The sequence below is a fragment of the Streptomyces sp. NPDC058308 genome (genome assembly GCF_042880275.1).
In the GTDB taxonomy this organism is placed as follows: Bacteria; Actinomycetota; Actinomycetes; order Streptomycetales; family Streptomycetaceae; genus Streptomyces.
This window is the reverse complement of sequence record NZ_JBHVZA010000004.1, coordinates 40231-61878: the sequence shown is the minus strand read 5'-3', so window position 1 is coordinate 61878 and position 21648 is coordinate 40231. Positions and strand designations below refer to the sequence as shown.

Genomic DNA, 21648 nt, shown 5'->3' with positions numbered 1-21648 from the left:
CGTGCGCCCGAAGGGGGTCGCTGGAGATGAGTGAGCAGTTCGTCGGCGCGGGCTGGACATTCCCGCTGCGTATCGACGCGGGCGGGGGCATCGCGCTGGCCCGGCGCGAGCGCGAGATCGAGGAGTCGATCCGCCTCGTGCTCGCCACCGCGCCGGGTGAGCGCCCGATGCGCCCCGAGTTCGGCTGTGCCGTGCACGACATGGTGTTCGCGCCGGTCAACGAGGCGACGGCGGGCCGCATCCGGTACGAGGTGCGGTCCTCGCTCGACCGCTGGGAGCCGCGCATCGAAGTCCTGGACGTCGAGGTCAGCCCGGCCCCCGACGACCCGTCCGTCCTGTTCATCGACGTGAGCTACAGCGTGCGCGGCACCAACAATCCGCGCAGTCTCGTCTTCCCCTTCTATGTGATCCCGTCCACGGAATCAGAGAGCGGAGTCTGAAGTCCGATGGCCCTGCCCGCCCCCCACCTCGACGACCGGCGCTTCCAGCAGTTCGTCGACGACGCCAAGCGCTACATCCAGCAGCGCTGCCCGGAGTGGACCGATCACAACGTCTCCGACCCGGGTGTCACCCTCGTCGAGGCGGTCGCGCACATGGCCGACCAGATCGTCTACCGCCTCAACCGCGTACCGGAGAAGAACCACCTGGCCTTCCTCGACCTGCTCGGCGTGACCCTCTTCCCGCCCTCCGCGGCCCGCGCCGACGTCACCTTCTGGCTGTCCGCGCCGCAGACCGAGCCGGTGGTCCTGCCCGCCGGGACGGAGGTGGCGACCAGTCGCACCGAGACCGAGGAGGCCGTGGCCTTCGCGACGGAGGCGGATCTGACTGTGGTGCCCTGCGAACTGGCGGCCGTGCTGCGCCAGGAGGAGGGCGGCACGCCGCAGGACTGCGGGCAGGACGTCTTCGGCGGCCGTGACGTGACGGTCTTCGCGACCTCGCCCCGGCCCGGCGACACCCTGCTCTTCGGGCTCAGCGCCGCGGTGCCGCGCTGCGCGGCCGTACTGGAGCTGGACAGCCGGGTGGACGGCGTCGGTGTCGACCCGCGCCAGCCCCCGCTGGTGTGGGAGGCGTGGACCGCGGACGGCTGGACCGAGTGCGAGGTCGACGAGGACACCACCGGTGGCCTCAACCGGCCCGGCGAGGTCGTCCTGCACGTCCCGGCCGGCCACATCGTCTCCCGCGTGGGGCGGCAGGAGGCGGGCTGGCTGCGCTGCCGGGTGACCGAGGCCGCCAAGGGCCAGCCGTTCTACAGCGCCTCGCCGACCGTGCGGGCCGCGTCCGCGTTCACCATCGGCGGCACGACCGTCGTCGCCCACGCGGACGTCGTCAGTGACGAGATGCTCGGCGACTCCACGGGCGTGCCCGGACAGCGCGTGCGCCTGGCCCAGGCACCGGTGGTCGCCGACCGGCCGCCGCTGCTCCTTGAGGTCTCCGACGGCGAGGACGCGGGCTGGCACGCGTGGCAGGTGGTGGACAACTTCGCCTCCTCCGGCCCGTACGACCCCCATGTCACCCTCGACGCGGCGACCGGCGAGATCGCCTTCGGCCCCGCCGTGCGCGAACCCGACGGCACCCTGCGGCAGTTCGGCGCGGTGCCGGGCAAGGGCGCCGCGATCCGCGCGACCCGCTACCGCACCGGTGGCGGGCGCGCGGGCAATGTGGCCCGCAGCGCGATCCAGGTCCTGCGCAGCTCCATCCCGTACGTCGCCCGGGTGGAGAACAGGGAGGCGGCGCGCGGCGGCGTGGACGGCGAGACGGTGCAGGAGGCCAAGGTCCGCGCGCCGATCGCGCTGCGCGCGCAGGAGCGGGCGGTGACGGCCCGCGACTACGAGGAGCTGGCCCGGCGGGCCGCCCCCGAGACGGCCCGGATCCACTGTCTGGCCGCGGAGTCCGCGGAGGTCGGCGAGAACGCGGTCCGCGTCCTGGTCGTCCCGCAGGCGGTGGCCGACCGGGGCGGCAGGCTCCGTTTCGAGCAGCTGGTTCCGGGCGGGGAACTCCTCTCCCGCGTCACCGACTTCCTCGACGACCGCCGCCCGCTGGGCACCCGCCTCTCGGTCGGGCCGCCCTACTACCAGGGCGTCACCGTGGTCGCCACGCTGCACTCCTTCCGCGCCGCACAGGCCGAGCGGGTACGGGCCGAGGCGCTCGACGCGCTGTACGCCTACCTCGACCCGCTGACCGGCGGGGCGCACGGCGAGGGCTGGCCGTTCGGCCGGCCGCTGCGGGCCGGCGAGATCTTCGCCGCGCTCCAGCGGGTGCCGGGCGTGGAACTGGTCGACGAGGTCCTGCTGCACCCCGCCGACCCGCTCACCGGCCGCCGGGGCGACGCCACCGACCGCATCGAACTCGCCCCGTCCGCCCTCCTCTTCTCCTTCGACCACCGCGTCCGCGTGATCGAGGCACGATGACGGCGGGCACCGAGAACGTGCGGCTGCGCAAGCAGGGAACGACGCCGGGCTCCCCACCGGGCTCGCGGCGGGGATCGCTGCCGGGGCTCGGTTCCGCCCATCCGATCGGGGAGCAGCTGCCCGCCGTCTTCGCCGACGACGACTTCGTGCTGCGCTTCGTCTCCGGCCTCGATGTGGTCCTCGCGCCCGTCTTCACCGTCCTGGACTGTCTGGACGCATACTTCATGCCCTCCCTGGCACCCGAGGACTTCGTCGGCTGGCTGACGGACTGGGTCGGCACGGAGCTCGACGGCACGGAGCCGCTTGCGTTGCGCCGCCACGCCGTGGCCTCCGCCGTCAGCCTGCACCGTGTCCGCGGCACCCGTCGCGGCCTGTCCGCCGCCGTCGAACTCGCCTTCGGCGTGCGGCCGGAGATCACCGAGAGCGGCGGCGCGACCTGGTCCGCGCGCCCGCTGGGAGCCTTCCCCGGCACCCCGCGCCCGGGTCTCCACGTGGTCCTGCGCGTACGTGACCCCGCGTCGGTGGACCCGCACCGCCTGCGGTCCGTCGTCGCGGCGGCCCGCCCCGCCCACCTCCCCTTCACGGCCGAGGTGACCGACACACCTGCCCCTGAAGGGACCTAGCAATGCCCGAGCAGCCCGAGCAGCCCGAGATGGACGAGATGCCGAACTCCCCCTCAAACACGCCCCCCTGCCCCGAGTGCGGCACCCCGGCCCGCCTGCACGGCCAGTCCTTCTGCGACTCCTGCGGCGCCTTCCTGCGCTGGGACACCCCGGCCACGCCGGTCGGCCCGTCGAGCGCGGCCGCCGCGTCGGCCGCGCCCGGCGCGGATGCGGCCAACCCGGACTCCGGCCCTGCCGCGCACCGCCCGAACCATCCGAACCATCCGAACCGGCCGAACCCGGTGGACCCGGTGGACCCGAGGAGCGCAGGCGCCCCGGCCGGCCCGCCTGCCCCACCGGCCCCGCCCCGGCAGCAGAACGGCCCCGCGGGCCCGCCCGGCTCCACCGACACCACCGTCCCGCTCCCCTCCAACGGCCCCGCGGAGCCGGCCCCCTCTCGGCCCTCCCCCGCTCCCACGTCCCCGCCCTCCCCCGCCCCCTCCTCGTCGTCCCCCTCCGACACGGCCATACGGTCCCTGCTCGTGCCGGTCCCTGACGCCTCCGACGCCGTCGCGCCGCCGGAGAGCCCGGGTGGCGTACTGCCGGGCAGGCCCGAGGCGGCACGGCCGCGCGTGCGGCAGGCCGCCGTGCCCGCCGAGCCCGAGTCCGGCACGCCGTGCCCGAGCTGCGGGACGCCCAACGCCCCCCGCCGGCACTTCTGCCGCAGCTGCGCGAGCCCCCTCAAGGACTCGCACGGCCCGTCCGCCGAGGGCCCCTACGCCGGTCAGCGCCCCCGGCTGCACCGCGACCGCACCCGCTGGATCGCCCGCGCCGTGGGCATCGCGGTGGTCGCGGGCCTGGTGGTCGGCGGCATCTTCGGCGGGCCCCCCGCCGCCCGCGCCATCCAGGACCACTTCGCCAAGCGAGTCCCCGTCCACCCCACCGACTACAGCGCCTCGCACTCGGCCCCCAAGCAGGCGGCCAAGCTCGCCTTCGACGGCTACTCCAACACCTGGTGGGGCACCGGCTACGCGGGCGACGCGGCGGGCCAGTGGCTGCAGGCCGACTTCGGCCAGCCCACCGATCTGCTCAACCTCCTCATCACTCCCGGCACATCACCGCGCAGCGCGCAGGCCGCCGAGCAGGCGAGGCCGATGGAGTTCGACCTGGTGGTCAGCGACTCGGCGGGCAAGGTGCACACGATGCACCGCCGGATCAACGACGGCGGCGTGCAGAAGGTCGACGTGCGCGTACGCGACGCGGTGAGCGCGCGGATGGTCCTGCGCTCCGCGTACGGCGCGGGCAAGAAGCGGCAGGTGGCCGTCGCCGAGCTGGAGTTCTTCGGCCGCTCGACCGGGCAGTAGGCCGCGGGTGGAGTGGCCGCCGGGCCCCGGAGGGGGTGGGCCCGGCGGCCACGTACGAGGACCGGCCGACCACGAGGACGGTCGCCCGCGTGAGCCGGTCCGCCGCGTGAGCCGGTCGGCCGCCTACGACAGCTGCGACTGCACCTGCGAGGAGATGAGCTCCAGGTGATCCAGGTCGGACAGGTCCAGGCACTGCAGATAAATGCGGCTCGCTCCGATCTCCTGGTACCGCCCGATCTTGTCGACGACCTCGGCGGGCGAACCCGCCAGGCCGTTCGCCTTGAGCTCGTCCACGTCACGGCCGATGAACGCCGCACGCCGTGCGACCTCCGCGTCGTCCTTGCCCACGCAGACCACCAGCGCGCTGGAGTACACCAGGTCACCGCCCTTGCGCCCGGCCTGCTCGGCGGCCGCGCGGACCCGGCCGAACTGCCGCTCGCTGTCCTCGACCGAGGCGAAGGGGATGTTGAACTCGTCGGCGTACTGCGCGGCGAGGCGCGGGGTGCGCTTCGCGCCGTGGCCGCCGATCAGGACCGGCACCTTCGGCTGGGCGGGCTTGGGCAGGGCCGGGGAATCGGTGAGCTGATAGTGCTTGCCGTCGTGGCTGAAGGTCTTGCCGACCTCCGTCGACCACAGCCCGGTGACGATCTCCAGCTGCTCTTCCAGGCGGGCGAACTTCTCCTTGGGGAAGGGGATGCCGTACGCCTTGTGCTCGTCCTCGAACCAGCCCGCCCCCAGGCCCAGTTCGACCCGGCCGCCCGACATCTGGTCGACCTGGGCCACCTGGATCGCGAGGACGCCCGGCAGCCGGAACGTGCCGGCGGTCATGAGCGTGCCGAGCCTGATCCGCTTGGTCTCACGGGCGAGTCCGGCGAGGGTGATCCACGCGTCCGTGGGCCCCGGCAGGCCGTCGGCGGAACCCATGCTGAGGTAATGGTCGGAGCGGAAGAACGCGTCGAAGCCGAGGTCTTCGGTGGCTTTGGCCACGGTGAGCAGAGTGTCGTAGGTGGCCCCTTGCTGGGGCTCGGTGAAGATTCGAAGATCCATGGCTCCATCCTGCACGCTCGAACGCCCGTCAACCCCGCCGGTCCCGCCGAGCTCCCACCACCCCGGTCGGGTGAAAATCCGTCAACACCGCGGTGGCGCGCGAGCGCCGCAGTGACTCCGCCCGCCGGGTGATCGTTGGCTCGGGCGGAGCCGGGCCGCCCGGCACCCGCGCCGGCGGTCGCCGCCGGTGCGTCGCTGCGTCAACTGCCTTCCCTCCGCGGGAGGGCGAGGGCCGAGGAGGCCGCCATGTCCCAGGAAGCCGTGCCCGAGCAGGAGGCCTCGCACGATGCGCCCGTGCCCGCGCAGCAGGGCGCACCCAAGGGCCTGCTGCAGCAGATGGAGGAGTTGATGGCAGCGCTCAACGCGGACCTGACCCAGCTCGACGCCGATCTGCAGCAGTCCACGTCCCCAGGCACGCCCTCGCCGGGCGTCTGCGCCCCGAGCGCCTCCACCCCGGCCGCCCGCCCGCAGAGCGACGACGGGCCCGGCCGCCACTGACGGCACCGGCGCTCCCCCGGGACCTGTACGACCTCTACGACCCGTGCGACCTGTGCGACCTGTGCGACCCTGCCGCCGGGCGGGGTCGGCACGAAGCCGCCTCACGGCGGGCCCGCCGCCGAGTCCGGCTGGGGCAGGCTCCCTTCGCGCACCGCTAGCCTGCGCAGCATTTCGATGACCCGGTCCCTCGACTCGTCGGCCGCGTCGATCGCCTCCATGCACTGCCAGTACACCCCCTCCTCCTCCGCGCTCATCGCGACGCCGACGAGCGCGATGCCCACCTCCCCGAGGAGCCTGCCGAGTCCGAGCAGGACCTCATGGGCGTCGCCGGTCCCCGTCAGCCGCGCGGCCCGTATGTCCTGCGTCCCGAGGCGCGGGGCGTCGAGCACCCCGCAGGCTCTGCCGCCGACCTCGCTCAGGCCCAGCGCCTCGCCCCGTAACTCAGGAGGGCCCGCGACCGCGAGGTGACTGCCGATCGCCTGCGCGAGGGCCTGTGACTGCCAGACCTCCACGACGATGTCCGCGGGCTCCTGACTCCGTGCCAGCGCACGCCGGTTCGCCTCGATGAGCCGCATCGCGTTCATACCCGGCCCCCTTCATCCCGCGCGCACTCGCCGCACGATTGCCCGAACTCCCCTGTCCACTACCCAGAGTGATACTCATCCGGGCGAAAAGCCAGGGGAAGCCGGAAATCTGTGGACAACCGGTCGAGTTTGGCCAAGCCATCCACTCCGGAGAGTGACGAAAGTACCGGAAGCGGAGGTTCCGGGCTCTGGACAAGGGAGTTCGGCAAGGGAGTTCGACGAGAGGGAGGCGACCGCGAGGAGAGGGCGAGGAGAGGGCGAGGGCGAGGAGGGCGGTGAAGTCACGTCTGCGCGCGGGCGGTTCAGGGGCCTTCGGGCGCCGGAAAGCGCCGCTCGTTCCGCTCGATCTTCGCCGCGAGCGCGGCCAGTACGTCGATTCCCAGGACCTCGCAGAACTGCAGCAGATAGGCGAGGACGTCCGCCACCTCGTCCGCCACCCGGGGCGCCGTATCGGGATCCTTCATCACCCGCGCCGACTCCTCGGGCGTCAACCACTGGAAGATCTCCACCAGTTCGGACGCCTCCACGCTGAGCGCGGCGGCCAGGTTCTTCGGGGTGTGGTACTGCTCCCAGTCGCGCGCCGCCGCGAACTCGGCCAGCCTGCGCTGCAGTACCGCCACGTCAAGTCGTTCCGTCACGGTCCAGGTCTACCACCGTGGCGCCCGCGGTGCCGGTGGCCCAGGCCGCGTCGCCCACCGCCCCCACAAGGCGGATGTGCCCGCGCGCACAGGTGCGGGCCGCCAGTTCGCCGAGTACGCGGACCTGGCGGACGTCGAGGTGACGGTCCAGGCCGTCGGCGAGGACCGTCAGGGTCTGGTAGGCCTGCGGCACCTCGGCGGCCGGGTCGACGGCGAGCACGCCGGGCCCGGTGAGCAGGACGAGGGACAGCGCCAGAAACCTCAACTCGCCGTCTCCGAGCCGCCCGAGCGGCGTCCGCACCCCGTCGCCCCGGTCGACGAAGGCCTGCACCGCGCCGTCCGCCCCCTCCTCGGCGAGCACGTCGGCGACCGGCCCCGCACACCCGGAACGCACCGCCGCGACGAGCATCCCGTGCCGCACCGCACACTCCGACCGGGTCCGCCACAGCACTTCGGCGAGGTTGTCGCAGCCGCCCAGGAGGCGGCCCGCACCGGCCGGTCCCGCCGGGACCGGGGCGCGCATGCGGCCGGGCCGCGGGTCACAGGCGAACGCCGAGCGCAGCGCGACCACGACCTGCTCCGCCGCCGCGAGCACGAGGCGCTGCCCGTCGGTCTTCCCCGCCACGCGCAGCGGCACGAGCGCCGTGCCGAGCCGGTCGTCCGGCATCGGGGCGCGCGTCACTGGCGCCGTGCCCGCGGTGTGCCAGGCCGCCTGGACCACGCGCCGGCCTGGATCGCGCAGCGCGGTCTCCAGGAGGACGAGTCCGTCCCTGGTCAGCCGCTCGCCGACGACGCGCAGTTCGGGTTCGGCCTGCACGGCGAGGTCGAGCCTGACCGCCCCCGCGGGCCCGTCGACCGTGCAGCCGATGCGGAAGCCGCGCCGCCGTTGGAGGTCGGCGCGGGCTCGTTCGGGCACGCAGGCGAGGGGGTCGGCGAAGACGTCCGGGAGTTCGGCCCCGGCGCAGAGCCGCGCCAGTGCCTCGTACGCGCCAAGGGCGCTGGACTTGCCGCTGCCGCTCGGCCCTGTGATCAAGGTCATCGGGCCGAGCGGGACCGCCGTGGCGCGGTGCCCGGCGAAAGCGGACAGGCGCAGTTCGGTGACCTGCGGCCTGACCTGGCCCGCCGGGGACTGCGTGCCCGACACCCGGGTATGCACCGTCATGCCCGGACGGTAAGCGGCGGCGATCTAGGCGAACCGTTACGCCGAACCGGCTTTCCTACGATCGAGGGATTACCCCCGAAGGTCCCCCGGGCCGGGCTCCGAGGAGCTACAGCCGCACATCCTCAGGACTGCGCGACCGCGTCCACCAGCCCCTGAACCTCCGTTCCCGGCGGGGCGAGGAGGAAGACGTTCTTGTCGACCCGGTGCATTCCGCAGCCCAGGCCGAGGACCACGCCGCTGCTGAAGTCCAGTACACGCTTGGCCACTTCGGTCTCCGCGCCGGTCAGATCGAGAAGGACCGGGATCTGCGCCATCACGGTCTCGGCGACCTCACGGGCGTCCGAGAAGACGTTCACCCGCATCACCACGAACCGGCGCCGCGTCTCGGTCTCCGCGTCGGGCAGCGCGCGGTGCCCGGGCCACGAAGGCCATTCGTTGCGGCTGCGCAGCGGTACGACCTGGGCGAGCCCTTCCCACTGTTCGTCGGTGACGTCGTGGCGCTGACTGCTGCTCACTTGCCCACCCCGTCCTGGCTCGTACTTGTTCTCTGCACCGGCCAATTCTTACGCCAAGTCACCCGTTCGGCCCAACACCGACACGGATGCCACCCTCGACACCCCCCTCCGTCAGGCGGCCGCCCTCGCCCCTCCCCGCGCCCCGAGCGGGTTGAGCGAGGCGAACTCCAGCGGCGCGGAAGGGTCGATGGAGACGTTCAGGGGCGCGGGCTCCGCACCCGCGCGCACCAGGAGGTCGCCGACCGCCGCGATCATCGCTCCGTTGTCGGTGCACAGGCGCAGCGGCGGGACCCGCAGCGTGACGCCCGCCGCCCGGCAGCGCTCCTCGGCGAGGGCGCGCACACGGGAGTTGGCCGCGACGCCGCCGACCACGACCAGCGTGCCGACGCCGTACTCGCGGCAGGCCGCGACCGCCTTGCGGGTGAGCACGTCGGCCACGGCCTCCTGGAGCGAGGCCGCGCCGTCGGCGACCGGCAGAGGCCGCCCGGCGTGACCCTCGGCCCAGCGTGCGGCGGCCGTCTTCAGCCCGGAGAAGGAGAAGGCGTACGGGGTGTCGCGCGGCCCGGTCAGCGGGCGCGGGAAGGGCACGGCGGCCGGGTCGCCCTCGCGCGCGGCCCGGTCGATGGCGGGGCCGCCCGGGTAGGGCAGCCCGAAGACCCGCGCCACCTTGTCGAAGCACTCCCCCGCGGCGTCGTCGAGGGTGTCCCCGAGGTGGACGATCGGGTCGCGCGCCAGGTCGCGTACGAGGAGGAGCGAGGTGTGGCCGCCGGAGACGATCAGGACCATGCAGGGGTCGGGCAGCGGGCCGTGCTCCAGGGTGTCGGCGGCGACGTGTCCGGCGAGGTGGTGCACGCCGTACAGCGGGACGTCCAGGGCGTACGCGAGGCTCTTCGCGCCGGCGAGGCCGACCTGGAGGGCGCCGGAGAGGCCGGGGCCCGTGGTCACGGCGACCGCGCCGATGTCGGACATCCGCAGGCCCGCCTCGTCCAGCGCCCTGCGGACCACCGGGGTGAGCGCGTGCACGTGGGCGCGGGCGGCGATCTCCGGGACGACGCCGCCGTAGCGGGCGTGCTCGTCCATGCTCGACGCCACCGCGTGGCCGAGCAGCCGCCCTTCGCGGACGAGGCCCGCGCCCGTCTCGTCGCAGGACGACTCGATGCCGAGCACCACCGGAGAGTCCATCGCGCTGTGGCCTTTCTGCCCAGAGGGCCGCGCGGTACGGCCGCACGGCTTATTGCAAGTAGTTCGCAATAAGGGTACGCCGCCCGGTCCCCAGTAGAGTGCGGCTGCGCAGCCCTTCCCGAACCCCGAGGTCAGGTACCAGCAGTGACCCCCGCATCCCCCGCAGGCATACCGGCCGTCACCGTCGTCGGGATCGGGGCCGACGGCTGGGACGGGCTCCCCGCGCCCTCGCGCGCGGCCCTCTCCGACGCCGAGGTCCTGATCGGCGGCCCCCGCCAGCTCGACCTGCTGCCCGCAGGCAGCTGCCCGGGCGAGCGCGTGGCCTGGCCCTCGCCGCTGCGGCCCGCCGTGCCCGGCCTGCTCGCCGCCCACGCGGGGCGCCGCGTCGCCGTCCTCGCCAGCGGCGACCCCATGTTCTACGGCATCGGGCGGGCCCTGACCGAGGAACTGGGCGCCGCCGCGCTGCGCGTGCTCCCGCACCCGTCCGCCGTCTCCCTCGCCTGCGCGCGCCTCGGCTGGCCGGTCGAGGACACCGAGGTCGTCACGCTCGTCGGCCGCCCGGTCGCCCGGCTCGCCGCCGCGCTGCACGACGGGCGCCGCCTCCTCGTGCTCAGCGCCGGCGCGGCCTCGCCCGGCGAGGTCGCCGCCCTGCTGCGCGAGCGCGGCTTCGGCCCGAGCCGGCTGCGCGTCCTCGAACAGCTCGGCGGCGAGGGCGAGTCGTCGTACGAGGGCACCGCGGAGACCTGGTCGCACGCGCCCGGTGACGCCCTGAACGTCGTCGCGGTCGAGTGTCTGCGCTCCCCCGACGCGCTGCGCCTCGGCGCCGTGCCGGGCCTGCCCGACGCCGCGTACGAGAACGACGGGCAGCTCACCAAGCGCTACGTCCGCGCCGCCACGCTCGCCGCGCTCGCGCCCGCCCCCGGCGAGCTCCTCTGGGACGTGGGCGGCGGCTCCGGCTCGATCGCCGTGGAGTGGCTGCGCGCGCACCCGTCGTGCCGTGCCGTCACCGTGGAGAAGAACCCCGTGCGGGCGGCGCGGATCACCCGCAACGCCGAGCGGCTCGGCGTGCCCGCGCTGCGCGTCGTCACCGGCGCCGCGCCCCCCGCGCTCGCCGGACTCCCCACGCCGGACGCCGTGTTCATCGGCGGCGGCCTCACCGCGCCCGGCCTCCTCGACGCCGCCCTGGCCGCGCTGCCGCCCGGCGGGCGCCTGGTGGCCAACACCGTCACGCTGGAGTCCGAGGCGCTGCTCACCGAGTGGTACCGGCGCCACGGCGGCGAACTGGTGCGGCTCGCGGTCGCGCAGGCCGTCCCCGTCGGCGGCTTCACCGGCTGGCGGCAGGCCATGCCGGTCACCCAGTGGTCCGTCACCAAGTCTGGAGAACAACAACGATGACCGTGTACTTCATCGGCGCGGGTCCCGGCGCCGCCGACCTGATCACGGTCCGCGGCGCGCGGCGGATCGCCGCCTGCCAGGTCTGCCTGTACGCGGGCAGCCTGGTGCCGCGCGAACTGCTCGCCGAATGCCCCGACGGGGCCCAGCTCGTGGACACCGCCCAGCTCAACCTGGACCAGATCACCGAGAAGCTGGTGCACGCACACGAGCAGGGGCTCGACGTGGCGCGGCTGCACTCGGGCGACCCCTCCGTGTTCAGCGCGGTCGCCGAGCAGATGCGGCGGCTCGACGCGGCCGGGGTGCCCTACGAAGTGGTGCCGGGCGTCCCGGCGTTCGCCGCCGCGGCGGCCGCGCTGAAGCGGGAGCTGACCGTGCCGACCGTCGGCCAGACCGTCATCCTCACGCGCATCGCCCAGCGGGCGACGGCCATGCCCGAGGGCGAGGACCTGGCCACGCTCGGCCGCAGCGGCGCGCTGCTCGTCCTGCACCTGGCCGCGGGTTACGTCGACCGCGTGGTCGAGGAGCTGCTGCCGCACTACGGCGCCGACTGCCCCGTCGCCGTGGTCGCCCTGGCCAGCCGCCCCGACGAGGTGATCCTGCGGGGTGCCCTCGGCGACATCGCGGAGCAGGTGAAGGCGGCGGGGATCTTGCGGACCGCAGTCATCATGGTGGGGCGGACGCTGGGCGCCTCCCAGTTCCGGGACAGCCACCTGTACTCGGCGGAGCGGGACCGGCACGTGTGCTGAGCGGGGCGTCCCGCAGGGATGCAGGCGGGGGCTGTTCGTCGGCTGCGGCTCGGCTGTGGCTGGGCGCGCAGTTCCCCGCGCCCCTTAAGGGGCGCGGACCTCGCTGCGGCCCACCACCGTTCCCGCCCTGTCGATGCAGATGACGTCCACCGCTACGGGGGCGCCCCGCAGCACCGCGAGTGCCTCGTCCCTTGCCGTGAGCGCCACCAGGTCGCCGAGTGGCACCCCGGCCGCCGCGCACAATTGCAGCGCCGCGAGGCCGGTGTTGGCGGTCGCCACCTCGGTGGCGAGGGCGTCGGACGCCCCGCCCGCGCGGGCGAGCTCCGCGAGGAAGCCCTTGTCGACCTGGGAGCGCGCCGAGTGCAGGTCCAGGTGGCCCGCCGCGAGCTTCGACAGCTTGGCGAAGCCGCCGCAGACGGTGAGGCGGTCGACCGGATGACGGCGTACGTACTTCAGGACCGCGCCCGCGAAGTCCCCCATGTCGAGGAGGGCGTCCTCCGGCAGCCCGTACTCGGCGACGACGGTCTTCTCCGACGTCGACCCCGTGCACCCGGCGACATGCGTGCGCCCGGCCGCCCGCGCCACGTCCACGCCGCGCCGGATCGAGTCGATCCACGCCGAGCAGGAGTAGGGGACGACGATGCCGGTCGTCCCGAGGATGGAGAGCCCGCCGAGGATGCCGAGGCGCGGGTTCCAGGTGGACCGGGCGATCTCCTCGCCGTGGTCGACGGAGATCGTGATCTCGACGTCCGGCGTGACCCCGGCGCGCTCGGCCACCAGCGCCACGTGGTCCCGCATCATCTGCCGCGGCACGGGGTTGACGGCGGGCTCGCCGACGTCGAGGGGCAACCCGGGACGGGTGACGGTGCCCACACCAGGACCCGCCCGGAAGACGACGCCCGCACCGGCGGGCAGCCGCCGCACCGTCGACCGCACCAGCGCGCCGTGCGTGACGTCCGGGTCGTCGCCCGCGTCCTTGACGATGCCCGCCATGGCGTGGGAAGTGCCGAGTTCCTCGGCGGCAAGCGCGAAGGCGGGCGTCTGGCCCTTGGGCAGCGTGATGGTCACCGGGTCGGGGAAGTCGCCGGTGACCAGGGCCGTGTACGCGGCGGTGGTGGCCGCGGTCGCGCAGGCTCCGGTCGTCCAGCCGGGCCGCAGCCCGGTGTGCTTGAGTTGGGCGCCGCGTCCGCCCTTGGCCTCGCCCGCCCCGCTTGCCTCACTCATGAAGGGAACCGAACTCCGTGCACGTACTGATTCTGGGAGGAACGACCGAGGGGCGCCGGCTGGCGGAGCTCCTCGCGGGCGACCCGGCACTGCGGGTGACCAGTTCCCTGGCGGGCCGGGTCGCCGCGCCCCGGCTGCCGCCCGGCGAGGTCCGTGTCGGTGGCTTCGGCGGGCCCGAGGGGCTGGCGGCGTGGCTGGCCGAGCACCACGTGGACGCGCTCATCGACGCCACCCATCCTTTCGCCGGGACGATCTCGTTCAACGCGGCGCAGGCCGCCGCCACCGCCCATGTTCCCCTGCTCGCCCTGCGCAGGCCCGGGTGGGTCGCGGAAGACGGGGACGACTGGCATCCGGTCGACTCCCTGGAGCAGGCGGCACGGGTGCTGCCCGCGCTGGGCGAGCGGGTGTTCCTCACCACCGGGCGGATGGGCCTCGCGGCGTTCGCGGGCCCCGGGACGGCAGCCCTGTGGTTCCTCGTACGCTCCGTCGACGCCCCCGAGCCGCCGTATCCCGCCCGCATGGAGGTCCTCCTCGACCGGGGGCCCTTCACGCCCGACGGGGAGCGCGAGCTGCTCCGTACGCACCGGATCGACGTCGTCGTGACGAAGGACAGCGGCGGCGCGGCGACGGCCCCGAAGCTTGTCGCCGCACGCGAGGCGGGGGTTCCTGTCGTGGTGGTCCGGCGCCCTGCCCTGCCGGGGGACGTCCCCGAGGTCGCCACACCGGAGGAAGCCGTCGACTGGGTGCGTCTGCTGCACGGCCAGGTGCGGGTGTTCCGTGGCTGAGCGCGCGGTTCCCCGCGCCCCTAAAAGCGGGGCTGCTAAAAGCGGGGCTGCGCCCCCGTAAGGGGCGCGGGGAGCTGCGCGACCAGCCACAACACACCAGCAGAGAACAAGCCGCCTACCCGTCCTCGGGATACCTGCGCGGCGTCCAGACGATCTGCTCCCCGCCCCCGCGCCGCCGCGACACCCGCGTCTGCGAAGAGCCGACGATGAGCAGCGTCCGCATGTCGACCTCCGCCGGATCGAGGTCCGCGAGCCGCACCACACGGACGGACTCCTCGGGGCCGCCCACGTCCCGTCCGAGAACGACCGGCGTGTCCGGCGCCCGGTGTTCGAGCAGCAGCTCCCGTGCCTTGCCCACCTGCCAGGTGCGGCTGCGCGAGCCCGGGTTGTAGAGCGCGAGGACGAGATCCGCGGCGGCGGCCGCCGCGAGCCGCTCCGCGATGACCTCCCAGGGCTTGAGCCGGTCGGAGAGGGAGATCGTCGCGTAGTCGTGGCCGAGCGGGGCCCCCGCCCGGGCCGCCGCCGCGTTCGCGGCCGTCACACCGGGCAGCACCCGTACCGGAACGTCCGCGTACGCGTCCTGCGAGGCCGCCTCCAGGACGGCCGTGGCCATCGCGAAGACGCCCGGGTCGCCGCCCGACACGACGGCCACCCGCCGCCCGCGCCGCGCCAGCTCCAGGGCGAACTCGGCGCGTTCGGACTCGACGCGGTTGTCGGAGCCGTGCCGCCGCTGGCCGGGGCGGTGCGGCACGCGGTCGACGTACGTGGTGTAGCCGACCAGGTCGTCGGCGGCGGCGAGCGCGCCGCGCGACTCGGGGGTCAGCCACAGCGGTCCCGCTGGACCGGTGCCGACCACGACGACCTCGCCGCGCTCCGGGGCCCTGCCCGGCGGCTCGGGCGCGGGGCCGCCGGTCAGCGGCGCGACCCGGCTCGGCAGCACCGCCACGGAGAAGTACGGCACCGACTCCGGGTCCACTTCGGCCAGTCTGCCGGTGCGCTCGCCCGCCATGGTGGCCCGCTCGACGTAGCGGGCCTCGTCGAGGCGGCCCGCGGTCTCCAGGGCGCCGCGCACCTTCCCGAACGTGCGGCCCAGCTTCATGACGACCGCAGAGTCCGTCGCCGCGAGGCGCGCGGCGAGCTCCTCCTCGGGGAGCGTGCCGGGCAGCACGGTGAGGACCTCCTCGGCCTCCACCAGCGGCTCGCCGAGGCGGGCCGCGGCCGCGCTCACCGAGGTGACGCCGGGGATCACCTCGGTCGGGTAGCGGTGCGCGAGGCGCTTGTGCATGTGCTGGTAGGAGCCGTAGAAGAGCGGGTCGCCCTCGGCGAGCACGGCGACCGTGCGGCCCGCGTCGAGGTGGACGGCGAGCCGGGCCGCGGCCTCCTCGTAGAAGTCGTCCAGGGCGCCGCGGTAGCCGCCGGGATGGTCGGTGTTCTCCGTGGTGACGGGGTAGACCAGCGCCTCCTCGATGTGGTCGGCGCGCAGGTGCGCGGCCGCGATCGAGCGGGCGATGGACCGGCCGTGCCGCGCCGAGTGGTAGGCGACGACGTCGGCCGACGCGATCACCTCGACGGCGCGCAGGGTCATCAGCGACGGGTCGCCGGGGCCGAGGCCGACCCCGTAGAGCCGCCCCTGCGGGCGCTGTTCGGTGTTCACTCCGCCTCGCTCGCAATCGCGTTGATCGCCGCCGCGGCCATCGCGCTGCCGCCGCGACGCCCCCGTACGACCAGGTACTCAAGGCCGGAGGGGTGTGCGGCCAACGCGTCCTTGGACTCGGCTGCGCCGACGAAGCCGACCGGGATGCCGAGGACGGCGGCCGGGCGCGGCGCGCCTTCCTCGATCATCTCCAGGAGGCGGAAGAGCGCGGTGGGCGCGTTGCCGATGGCGACGACGGAGCCTTCGAGGCGGTCGCGCCACAGTTCGAGGGCGGCGGCGCTGCGGGTGGTGCCGAGCCGCGCCGCGAGGTCCGGCACGGCAGGGTCTGCCAGCGTGCAGATCACGTCGTTGTCGGCGGGCAGCCGCTTGCGCGTGACGCCGCTCGCGACCATGTTCGCGTCGCAGAGGATCGGCGCGCCGTCGCGCAGCGCCTTGCGGGCGTCGGCGATCACCTGCGGGCTGTGGGCGAGATCCTTCACGAGGTCGACCATCCCGCAGGCGTGGATCATCCGGACCGCGACCTGGCTGACGTCGGCGGGCAGGCCGTGGAGGTCCGCCTCCGCGCGGATGGTGGCAAAGGACTCGCGGTAGATCGCCGCGCCGTCCTTCTCGTAGTCGAACACTGTGCTCTCGCTCATCTCGTGGACGTAGTTGTCGTCTTGGTCGTACGTGCCCTGGTGACCTGCTCGGTCAGGGTGGCGCCGGTCACGGGCACCCGCTCGTCGCCCGCGGTGCGCACCGTCACCTCGTACCGCCCGTCGCCGGTGGCGAGGACGTCGGCCCAGTCGCCGCGCGGATGCCCGCACCGCCGCTCGCAGCCGGACCAGTGGACGGGGAGCCCGCCGGGGCCCGGCACCACGTCCGCGCGCACGTCGGCGAGGGACTTGGCGCAGCCCGGACGGCCGGTGCAGGCGCCGACCCCCAGCCAGGGCGAGTCGGGGGTGGTGACGTATCCGGCGGCGGCGAGCTCGCCCAGCCGGTCCCGGGCCGCGGCCGCGTCGGCGAAGCCGGGGAGCACGAAGCCGCGCCACGGGGTGACCCGCAGCTCGTCGGCGGGCAGCGGGAGCAGGGCCCGCCACTGGGCGACGGTGACCCGGCCGATGCGGGCGTTCACCGCGACCGCGTGTCCGGCGGCGCCGGGGACGGGCGGGGCGCCGCGGGCCGTGTCCGGGAGCTCGGTCCGCTCGGCCGCGACGTCCGCCCGCTCCAGCGCTCCGGCCAGGTCCACGTCCTGCCCCGCGGGTAGTTCCGTGACCCGCCAGGCTCCGTTGCCCGCCGCGCGCACGGCGTCGAGGAAGGCGCCGGCGGCAGCGAGGGCGGCGCGCGGGGCGTCGGCGCCGGCGATCCGGAAGGCGCCGCCCCCGACGCGTACGACCGCCGTCCCGCCCGATTCTGCGATCAAGGTCACATCCGCGCCGATCCCGGCCAGGTCTGCGCGCCCGTCGTCCAGGGCGAAGAGGAAGCGGCCGGAGAGCGCCGTCGTCCACTCCCGCGCGCAGAGGAGTCCGTCCAGCTCACGGGCCCACAACTGCACGTCGGCGTGGCCGAGTCCGTCGGTTCCCGCGAGCGGGGACGCGAGGACGTTCCGCACGCGCTCGTGCCGTTCGGAGGGCAGCAGGCCCGCGTCGGCGAGCAGGCGGGAGAGTTCGCCGCCGCACGCGTCGCCGAGGCCGCGCAACTCGATGTTGCCGCGCGAGGTGACGCTGAGGTTCCCGTCGGCAAGACGCTCCGCCGCGGTGCCGAGCACGGCAGCCTGACGGGACGTCAGGAGGCCGCCGGGCAGCCGGAGTCGGGCGAGCCGGCCGTCGTCGGCGAGGTGCAGGCGAAGGGCGCCGGGGCAGGCGTCGCCCCGGTCGCGTATGAGGGATTCGCCCTGGTCTGGGGAAGAGGCTCGGGTGGGCGGCATGGCGGCGAGCATACCCACGCGGATCCGGCCGGTCGCCTCCCGAGACGGGCCGTCCTGGCAGGTGGCCGCCCCGCACGCGGCGGGCAGGACTTACTATGCAGGCGGCGGGCTACCAAGTCCGCCGACGCCAGCGACGGCGTGGGTCCACCAGGACCCGAGGGAGGAAGCCCGGTGCGAATCCGGCGCGGTCCCGCCACTGTGAACCCGGCCGCCGGGTGAGCCAGGAACTCCTGCCGTCCATACGACCACCCGGGGCGCGGACACCCCGAGGAAGGCCTGCGCCCGCATGCTTCTGCTGTTGTCGACCTCCGACACCGACCTGCTCAGCGCCCGCGCGGCGGGAGGCCCCATCGACTACCGGTTCGCCAACCCCTCCCGCCTCGACCTCGACGGGCTGCCCGCCCTGCTCGACGGCGTCGACCTCGTCGTCGTACGCCTCCTCGGCGGCGTCCGCGCCTGGCAGGACGGACTGGACCAGCTCATCGCCACCGGCCTCCCGGTCGTCGTGCTCACCGGCGAACAGGCGCCCGACGCCCAGCTGATGGCCTCCTCGACCGTGCCGGTCGGCATCGCCGCCGAGGCGCACGCCTACCTCGCACACGGCGGCCCCGCCAACCTGGAGCAGCTGGCCCGCTTCCTCTCCGACACCGTGCTGCTCACCGGCCACGGCTTCGAGCCGCCCGCGCCCGCCCCGTCCTGGGGGCCGCTGGACCGCGTCGCCCGTGACATCGAGGGCCCGACCGTCGCGGTGCTCTACTACCGCGCTCACCACATGAGCGGCAACACCGCGTTCGTGGACGCGCTGTGCGGCGCGATCGAGGACGCGGGCGCCCGCGCGATGCCGCTGTACGTGGCTTCGCTGCGCGCCCCCGAGCCCGAGCTGATCGACGAGCTGCGCGCCGCCGACGCCATCGTGACCACCGTCCTCGCGGCGGGCGGCACCAAGCCCGCCGAGGCGTCGGCGGGCGGCGACGACGAGTCGTGGGACGCGGGCGCGCTGAGCGGCCTGGACGTGCCGATCCTGCAGGCCCTGTGCCTGACCGGGTCGCGCTCCGCCTGGGAGGAGAACGACGAGGGCGTCTCGCCCCTTGACGCCGCGAGCCAGATCGCGGTGCCGGAGTTCGACGGACGCCTCATCACGGTACCCTTCTCCTTCAAGGAGATCGACGAGGACGGCCTCCCCGCCTACGTGGCCGACGCCGAGCGCGCGGCCCGCGTCGCCGGAATCGCCGTACGCCACGCGCGCCTGCGGCACATCCCGGCCGCCGACAAGCGCCTCGCCCTGGTCCTCTCCGCCTACCCGACGAAGCACTCCCGCATCGGCAACGCGGTCGGCCTCGACACCCCCGCCTCCGCCGTCGCGCTCCTGCGCAGGCTGCGCGCCGAGGGCTACGCGTTCGGCCCCGAGGCCGACCTCCCCGGCCTGGTCTCCGGTGACGGCGACGAGCTGATCCGCGCGCTCATCGACGCGGGCGGCCACGACCAGGACTGGCTGACCGAGGAGCAGCTCGCCGCCAACCCGGTGCGCATCCCCGCCGCCGACTACAAGCGCTGGTACGCGACGCTCCCGGCCGAGCTGCGCGAGTCCGTCGAGGGGCACTGGGGCCCGCCGCCCGGCGAGATGTTCCTGGACCGCTCCCGCGTGGGCAACGGCGGCGACCCGGAGGGCGACATCGTCCTGGCCGCCCTGCGCCGCGAGAACCTCCTCATCCTCATCCAGCCGCCGCGCGGCTTCGGCGAGAACCCCATCGCGATCTACCACGACCCCGACCTGCCCCCGTCGCACCACTACCTGGCGGCGTACCGCTGGATCGCCGCGTCCGCCGACGACGGCGGCTTCGGCGCCGACGCGATGATCCACCTCGGCAAGCACGGCAACCTGGAGTGGCTGCCCGGCAAGAACGCGGGCCTCTCCGCGGCCTGCGGCCCGGACGCGGCGCTCGGCGACCTGCCGCTGATCTACCCCTTCCTGGTCAACGACCCGGGCGAGGGCACCCAGGCCAAGCGCCGCGTGCACGCCACGCTCATCGACCACCTGGTCCCGCCGATGGACCGCGCCGACTCCTACGGCGACATCGCGCGCCTGGAGCAGCTCCTCGACGAGTACGCCCAGATCAGCTCCATGGACCCGGCGAAGCTGCCCGCGATCCGCGCGCAGATCTGGACGCTCATCCAGGCCGCGAAGCTCGACCACGACCTGGGCCTGGAGGACCGCCCGGACGACGACGGCTTCGACGACTTCCTGCTGCACGTCGACGGCTGGCTCTGCGAGATCAAGGACATGCAGATCCGTGACGGTCTGCACGTGCTCGGCACCGCCCCGGCGGGCGCCGCCCGCGTCAACCTCGTCCTCGCGATCCTGCGGGCCCGCCAGATCTGGGGCGGCACGACCGCCCTGCCGGGCCTGCGCGAGGCCCTGGGTCTCGACGAGTCCGCGGCGACGCGCACCAGCGCCGACGCGGCCGAGGACAAGGCCCGCGCGCTGGTCCAAGCGATGGACGACGCGGGCTGGGACCTCGCGGCGATCCCGCGCGACCAGGGTGAACAGGTCGCCGCCGTCCTGGAGTTCGCGGCCCGCGAGGTCGTCCCGCGCCTGGCGGCCACCACCGCCGAGCTCGACCACGCGGTGCACGCCCTCAACGGCGGCTTCGTCCCCGCGGGCCCGTCCGGCTCGCCGCTGCGCGGTCTGGTCAACGTCCTGCCGACCGGCCGCAACTTCTACTCGGTCGACCCGAAGGCCGTCCCCTCGCGCCTCGCCTGGGAGACGGGCCAGGCCCTGGCCGACTCCCTGATCGATCGGTACAAGTCCGACAACGGCGAGTACCCCACCTCCGTGGGCCTGTCCCTCTGGGGCACCAGCGCGATGCGCACCGCGGGCGACGACGTCGCGGAAGCGATGGCCCTGCTCGGCATCCGCCCGGTCTGGGACGACGCCTCGCGCCGCGTGACGGGCCTGGAGGCCATCCCGTACGAGGAGTTGGGGCGCCCGCGCATCGACGTGACGCTGCGCATCTCGGGCTTCTTCCGCGACGCGTTCCCGCACACCATCGGCCTGCTCGACGACGCAGTACGGCTCGCCGCCTCCCTTGAGGAGCCCGCCGACCGCAACTACGTGCGCGCCCACGCCCAGGCCGACCTCGCCGAACACGGCGACGAGCGCCGGGCCACCACCCGCATCTTCGGCTCGCGCCCCGGCACGTACGGCGCGGGTCTGCTCCAGCTCATCGACTCCCGCGACTGGCGCACCGACGCGGACCTCGCCGAGGTCTACACGGTGTGGGGCGGTTACGCGTACGGCCGCGGCCTCGAAGGCCGCCCGGCCCGTGCCGAGATGGAGACGGCGTACAAGCGCATCGCGGTGGCCGCGAAGAACACGGACACCCGCGAGCACGACATCGCGGACTCGGACGACTACTTCCAGTACCACGGCGGCATGGTGGCGACCGTGCGCGCGCTGCGGGGCACGGCTCCGCAGGCGTACATCGGGGACTCGACCCGCCCCGAGACGGTCCGCACGCGCACGCTGGTGGAGGAGACCTCGCGGGTGTTCCGCGCGCGCGTGGTCAACCCCAAGTGGATCGAGGCGATGCGCCGCCACGGCTACAAGGGCGCCTTCGAACTCGCCGCCACCGTGGACTACTTGTTCGGCTACGACGCGACGACCGGCGTCGTCGCCGACTGGATGTACGACAAGCTCACGGAGACGTACGTCCTGGACCCGACGAACCGTCAGTTCCTCCAGGAGGCCAACCCCTGGGCCCTGCACGGCATCGCGGAACGCCTCCTGGAGGCGGAGTCGCGCGGCATGTGGGCCAAGCCGGACCCGGCGGTGCTCGAAGCGCTGCGCCAGGCCTACCTGGAGACCGAGGGCAACCTGGAGGACGAGGGCTGAGAGGGCGTTTTGACCCGTTGTTTCATCCCGTTCCGCGTACTTGATG

General features: G+C 74.3%; 19 protein-coding genes and 1 riboswitch. Of the genes, 9 read left to right on the top strand and 10 right to left on the bottom strand.

Going from position 1 to position 21648, the window contains the following annotated elements; genetic code table 11:
* The first annotated feature begins 26 nt into the window (after window positions 1-26).
* Genes ACFVYL_RS07575 through ACFVYL_RS07560 form a run of 4 tightly spaced genes read left to right on the top strand, consistent with a single transcriptional unit; the run spans window position 27 to window position 4374 of the window.
* Window positions 27-440: a GPW/gp25 family protein gene (locus tag ACFVYL_RS07575; protein WP_361733957.1), complete on the top strand. Its 414-nt coding sequence runs from the start codon at window positions 27-29 to the stop codon at window positions 438-440.
* Between the two features lie 6 nt (window positions 441-446).
* Window positions 447-2408, top strand: coding sequence for a putative baseplate assembly protein (locus ACFVYL_RS07570; protein WP_389713582.1), 1962 nt, complete (start codon window positions 447-449; stop codon window positions 2406-2408).
* Window positions 2405-3031 carry a phage tail protein gene (locus ACFVYL_RS07565; protein WP_389713580.1) on the top strand — a complete coding sequence of 209 codons (627 nt, stop codon included), beginning with the start codon at window positions 2405-2407 and terminating at the stop codon, window positions 3029-3031. Before ACFVYL_RS07570 ends, ACFVYL_RS07565 begins: the two co-directional genes overlap by 4 nt.
* A 2-nt stretch (window positions 3032-3033) precedes the next feature.
* Window positions 3034-4374 carry an NADase-type glycan-binding domain-containing protein gene (locus ACFVYL_RS07560; protein ID WP_389713579.1) on the top strand — a complete coding sequence of 447 codons (1341 nt, stop codon included), beginning with the start codon at window positions 3034-3036 and terminating at the stop codon, window positions 4372-4374.
* Between the two features lie 123 nt (window positions 4375-4497).
* Here ACFVYL_RS07560 and ACFVYL_RS07555 read toward each other — a convergent pair whose 3' ends face one another.
* On the bottom strand, window positions 4498-5421 hold the full coding sequence (locus tag ACFVYL_RS07555) for an LLM class F420-dependent oxidoreductase (RefSeq protein WP_389713578.1): 924 nt from the start codon (window positions 5419-5421) through the stop codon (window positions 4498-4500).
* Between the two features lie 246 nt (window positions 5422-5667).
* Here ACFVYL_RS07555 and ACFVYL_RS07550 point away from each other — a divergent pair, with 246 nt between their 5' ends.
* Window positions 5668-5919, top strand: coding sequence for a hypothetical protein (locus tag ACFVYL_RS07550; protein ID WP_389713577.1), 252 nt, complete (start codon window positions 5668-5670; stop codon window positions 5917-5919).
* 101 nt (window positions 5920-6020) lie between these two features.
* Here the strand turns inward: ACFVYL_RS07550 and ACFVYL_RS07545 are convergent, their stop codons facing one another.
* The 5 genes from ACFVYL_RS07545 to tsaD form a co-directional block, all read right to left on the bottom strand.
* Window positions 6021-6503, bottom strand: a complete 483-nt coding sequence (locus tag ACFVYL_RS07545) for a DUF6099 family protein (protein WP_389713576.1) — start codon at window positions 6501-6503, stop codon at window positions 6021-6023.
* A 302-nt stretch (window positions 6504-6805) separates the two neighbouring features.
* Window positions 6806-7141, bottom strand: coding sequence for a nucleotide pyrophosphohydrolase (locus ACFVYL_RS07540; protein ID WP_389713575.1), 336 nt, complete (start codon window positions 7139-7141; stop codon window positions 6806-6808).
* Window positions 7125-8303: an ATP-binding protein gene (locus tag ACFVYL_RS07535; protein WP_389713573.1), complete on the bottom strand. Its 1179-nt coding sequence runs from the start codon at window positions 8301-8303 to the stop codon at window positions 7125-7127. Before ACFVYL_RS07535 ends, ACFVYL_RS07540 begins: the two co-directional genes overlap by 17 nt.
* A 122-nt stretch (window positions 8304-8425) precedes the next feature.
* On the bottom strand, window positions 8426-8818 hold the full coding sequence (locus tag ACFVYL_RS07530) for a cell division protein SepF (protein WP_389713571.1): 393 nt from the start codon (window positions 8816-8818) through the stop codon (window positions 8426-8428).
* A gap of 111 nt (window positions 8819-8929) precedes the next feature.
* Complete coding sequence (gene tsaD / locus ACFVYL_RS07525) at window positions 8930-10000, bottom strand: tRNA (adenosine(37)-N6)-threonylcarbamoyltransferase complex transferase subunit TsaD (protein WP_389713570.1); 1071 nt, start codon at window positions 9998-10000, stop codon at window positions 8930-8932.
* 144 nt (window positions 10001-10144) lie between these two features.
* On the opposite strand from tsaD, the gene cbiE reads away from it, so the two are divergent.
* Both cbiE and cobM read left to right on the top strand, forming a co-directional pair.
* On the top strand, window positions 10145-11395 hold the full coding sequence (gene cbiE, locus ACFVYL_RS07520) for a precorrin-6y C5,15-methyltransferase (decarboxylating) subunit CbiE (protein WP_389713568.1): 1251 nt from the start codon (window positions 10145-10147) through the stop codon (window positions 11393-11395).
* Window positions 11392-12141: a precorrin-4 C(11)-methyltransferase gene (gene cobM, locus ACFVYL_RS07515; protein ID WP_389713567.1), complete on the top strand. Its 750-nt coding sequence runs from the start codon at window positions 11392-11394 to the stop codon at window positions 12139-12141. The genes cbiE and cobM overlap by 4 nt, the downstream gene beginning before the upstream one ends.
* Before the next feature lie 84 nt (window positions 12142-12225).
* On the opposite strand, the gene ACFVYL_RS07510 is transcribed toward cobM, so the two are convergent.
* Window positions 12226-13365, bottom strand: coding sequence for a cobalt-precorrin-5B (C(1))-methyltransferase (locus tag ACFVYL_RS07510; RefSeq protein WP_389713566.1), 1140 nt, complete (start codon window positions 13363-13365; stop codon window positions 12226-12228).
* Between the two features lie 17 nt (window positions 13366-13382).
* On the opposite strand from ACFVYL_RS07510, the gene ACFVYL_RS07505 reads away from it, so the two are divergent.
* A complete protein-coding gene (locus ACFVYL_RS07505) occupies window positions 13383-14150 on the top strand; it encodes a cobalt-precorrin-6A reductase (protein ID WP_389713565.1) in 768 nt (255 codons plus the stop codon).
* A 115-nt stretch (window positions 14151-14265) separates the two neighbouring features.
* Here the strand turns inward: ACFVYL_RS07505 and ACFVYL_RS07500 are convergent, their stop codons facing one another.
* From ACFVYL_RS07500 to ACFVYL_RS07490, 3 genes are read right to left on the bottom strand one after another with little or no spacing between them, the layout of a single operon-like run.
* The gene (locus tag ACFVYL_RS07500; protein ID WP_389713563.1) at window positions 14266-15804 is read right to left on the bottom strand and encodes a precorrin-2 C(20)-methyltransferase; all 1539 of its coding nucleotides are present in this window, start codon (window positions 15802-15804) and stop codon (window positions 14266-14268) included.
* On the bottom strand, window positions 15801-16442 hold the full coding sequence (locus ACFVYL_RS07495; RefSeq protein ID WP_389713561.1) for a precorrin-8X methylmutase: 642 nt from the start codon (window positions 16440-16442) through the stop codon (window positions 15801-15803). The genes ACFVYL_RS07500 and ACFVYL_RS07495 overlap by 4 nt, the downstream gene beginning before the upstream one ends.
* Window positions 16439-17722 carry a cobalamin biosynthesis protein CobG gene (locus ACFVYL_RS07490; protein ID WP_389713937.1) on the bottom strand — a complete coding sequence of 428 codons (1284 nt, stop codon included), beginning with the start codon at window positions 17720-17722 and terminating at the stop codon, window positions 16439-16441. Before ACFVYL_RS07490 ends, ACFVYL_RS07495 begins: the two co-directional genes overlap by 4 nt.
* Before the next feature lie 120 nt (window positions 17723-17842).
* Window positions 17843-17959: riboswitch (cobalamin riboswitch) on the top strand.
* Window positions 17960-17996: 37 nt separating this feature from the next.
* On the opposite strand from ACFVYL_RS07490, the gene cobN reads away from it, so the two are divergent.
* Window positions 17997-21602 carry a cobaltochelatase subunit CobN gene (cobN, locus tag ACFVYL_RS07485; protein ID WP_389713559.1) on the top strand — a complete coding sequence of 1202 codons (3606 nt, stop codon included), beginning with the start codon at window positions 17997-17999 and terminating at the stop codon, window positions 21600-21602.
* The last annotated feature ends 46 nt before the right edge of the window (window positions 21603-21648 follow it).

Coding starts and splice junctions, on each gene's coding strand:
- tsaD (WP_389713570.1), bottom strand. CDS start 10,000: ATGGACTCTCCGGTGGTGCTCGGCATCGAGTCGTCCTGCGACGAGACG.
- ACFVYL_RS07495 (WP_389713561.1), bottom strand. CDS start 16,442: ATGAGCGAGAGCACAGTGTTCGACTACGAGAAGGACGGCGCGGCGATC.
- ACFVYL_RS07560 (WP_389713579.1), top strand. CDS start 3,034: ATGCCCGAGCAGCCCGAGCAGCCCGAGATGGACGAGATGCCGAACTCC.
- ACFVYL_RS07575 (WP_361733957.1), top strand. CDS start 27: ATGAGTGAGCAGTTCGTCGGCGCGGGCTGGACATTCCCGCTGCGTATC.
- ACFVYL_RS07565 (WP_389713580.1), top strand. CDS start 2,405: ATGACGGCGGGCACCGAGAACGTGCGGCTGCGCAAGCAGGGAACGACG.
- ACFVYL_RS07535 (WP_389713573.1), bottom strand. CDS start 8,303: ATGACGGTGCATACCCGGGTGTCGGGCACGCAGTCCCCGGCGGGCCAG.
- ACFVYL_RS07570 (WP_389713582.1), top strand. CDS start 447: ATGGCCCTGCCCGCCCCCCACCTCGACGACCGGCGCTTCCAGCAGTTC.
- cobN (WP_389713559.1), top strand. CDS start 17,997: ATGCTTCTGCTGTTGTCGACCTCCGACACCGACCTGCTCAGCGCCCGC.
- ACFVYL_RS07555 (WP_389713578.1), bottom strand. CDS start 5,421: ATGGATCTTCGAATCTTCACCGAGCCCCAGCAAGGGGCCACCTACGAC.
- ACFVYL_RS07490 (WP_389713937.1), bottom strand. CDS start 17,722: ATGCTCGCCGCCATGCCGCCCACCCGAGCCTCTTCCCCAGACCAGGGC.
- ACFVYL_RS07550 (WP_389713577.1), top strand. CDS start 5,668: ATGTCCCAGGAAGCCGTGCCCGAGCAGGAGGCCTCGCACGATGCGCCC.
- ACFVYL_RS07510 (WP_389713566.1), bottom strand. CDS start 13,365: ATGAGTGAGGCAAGCGGGGCGGGCGAGGCCAAGGGCGGACGCGGCGCC.
- cobM (WP_389713567.1), top strand. CDS start 11,392: ATGACCGTGTACTTCATCGGCGCGGGTCCCGGCGCCGCCGACCTGATC.
- ACFVYL_RS07545 (WP_389713576.1), bottom strand. CDS start 6,503: ATGAACGCGATGCGGCTCATCGAGGCGAACCGGCGTGCGCTGGCACGG.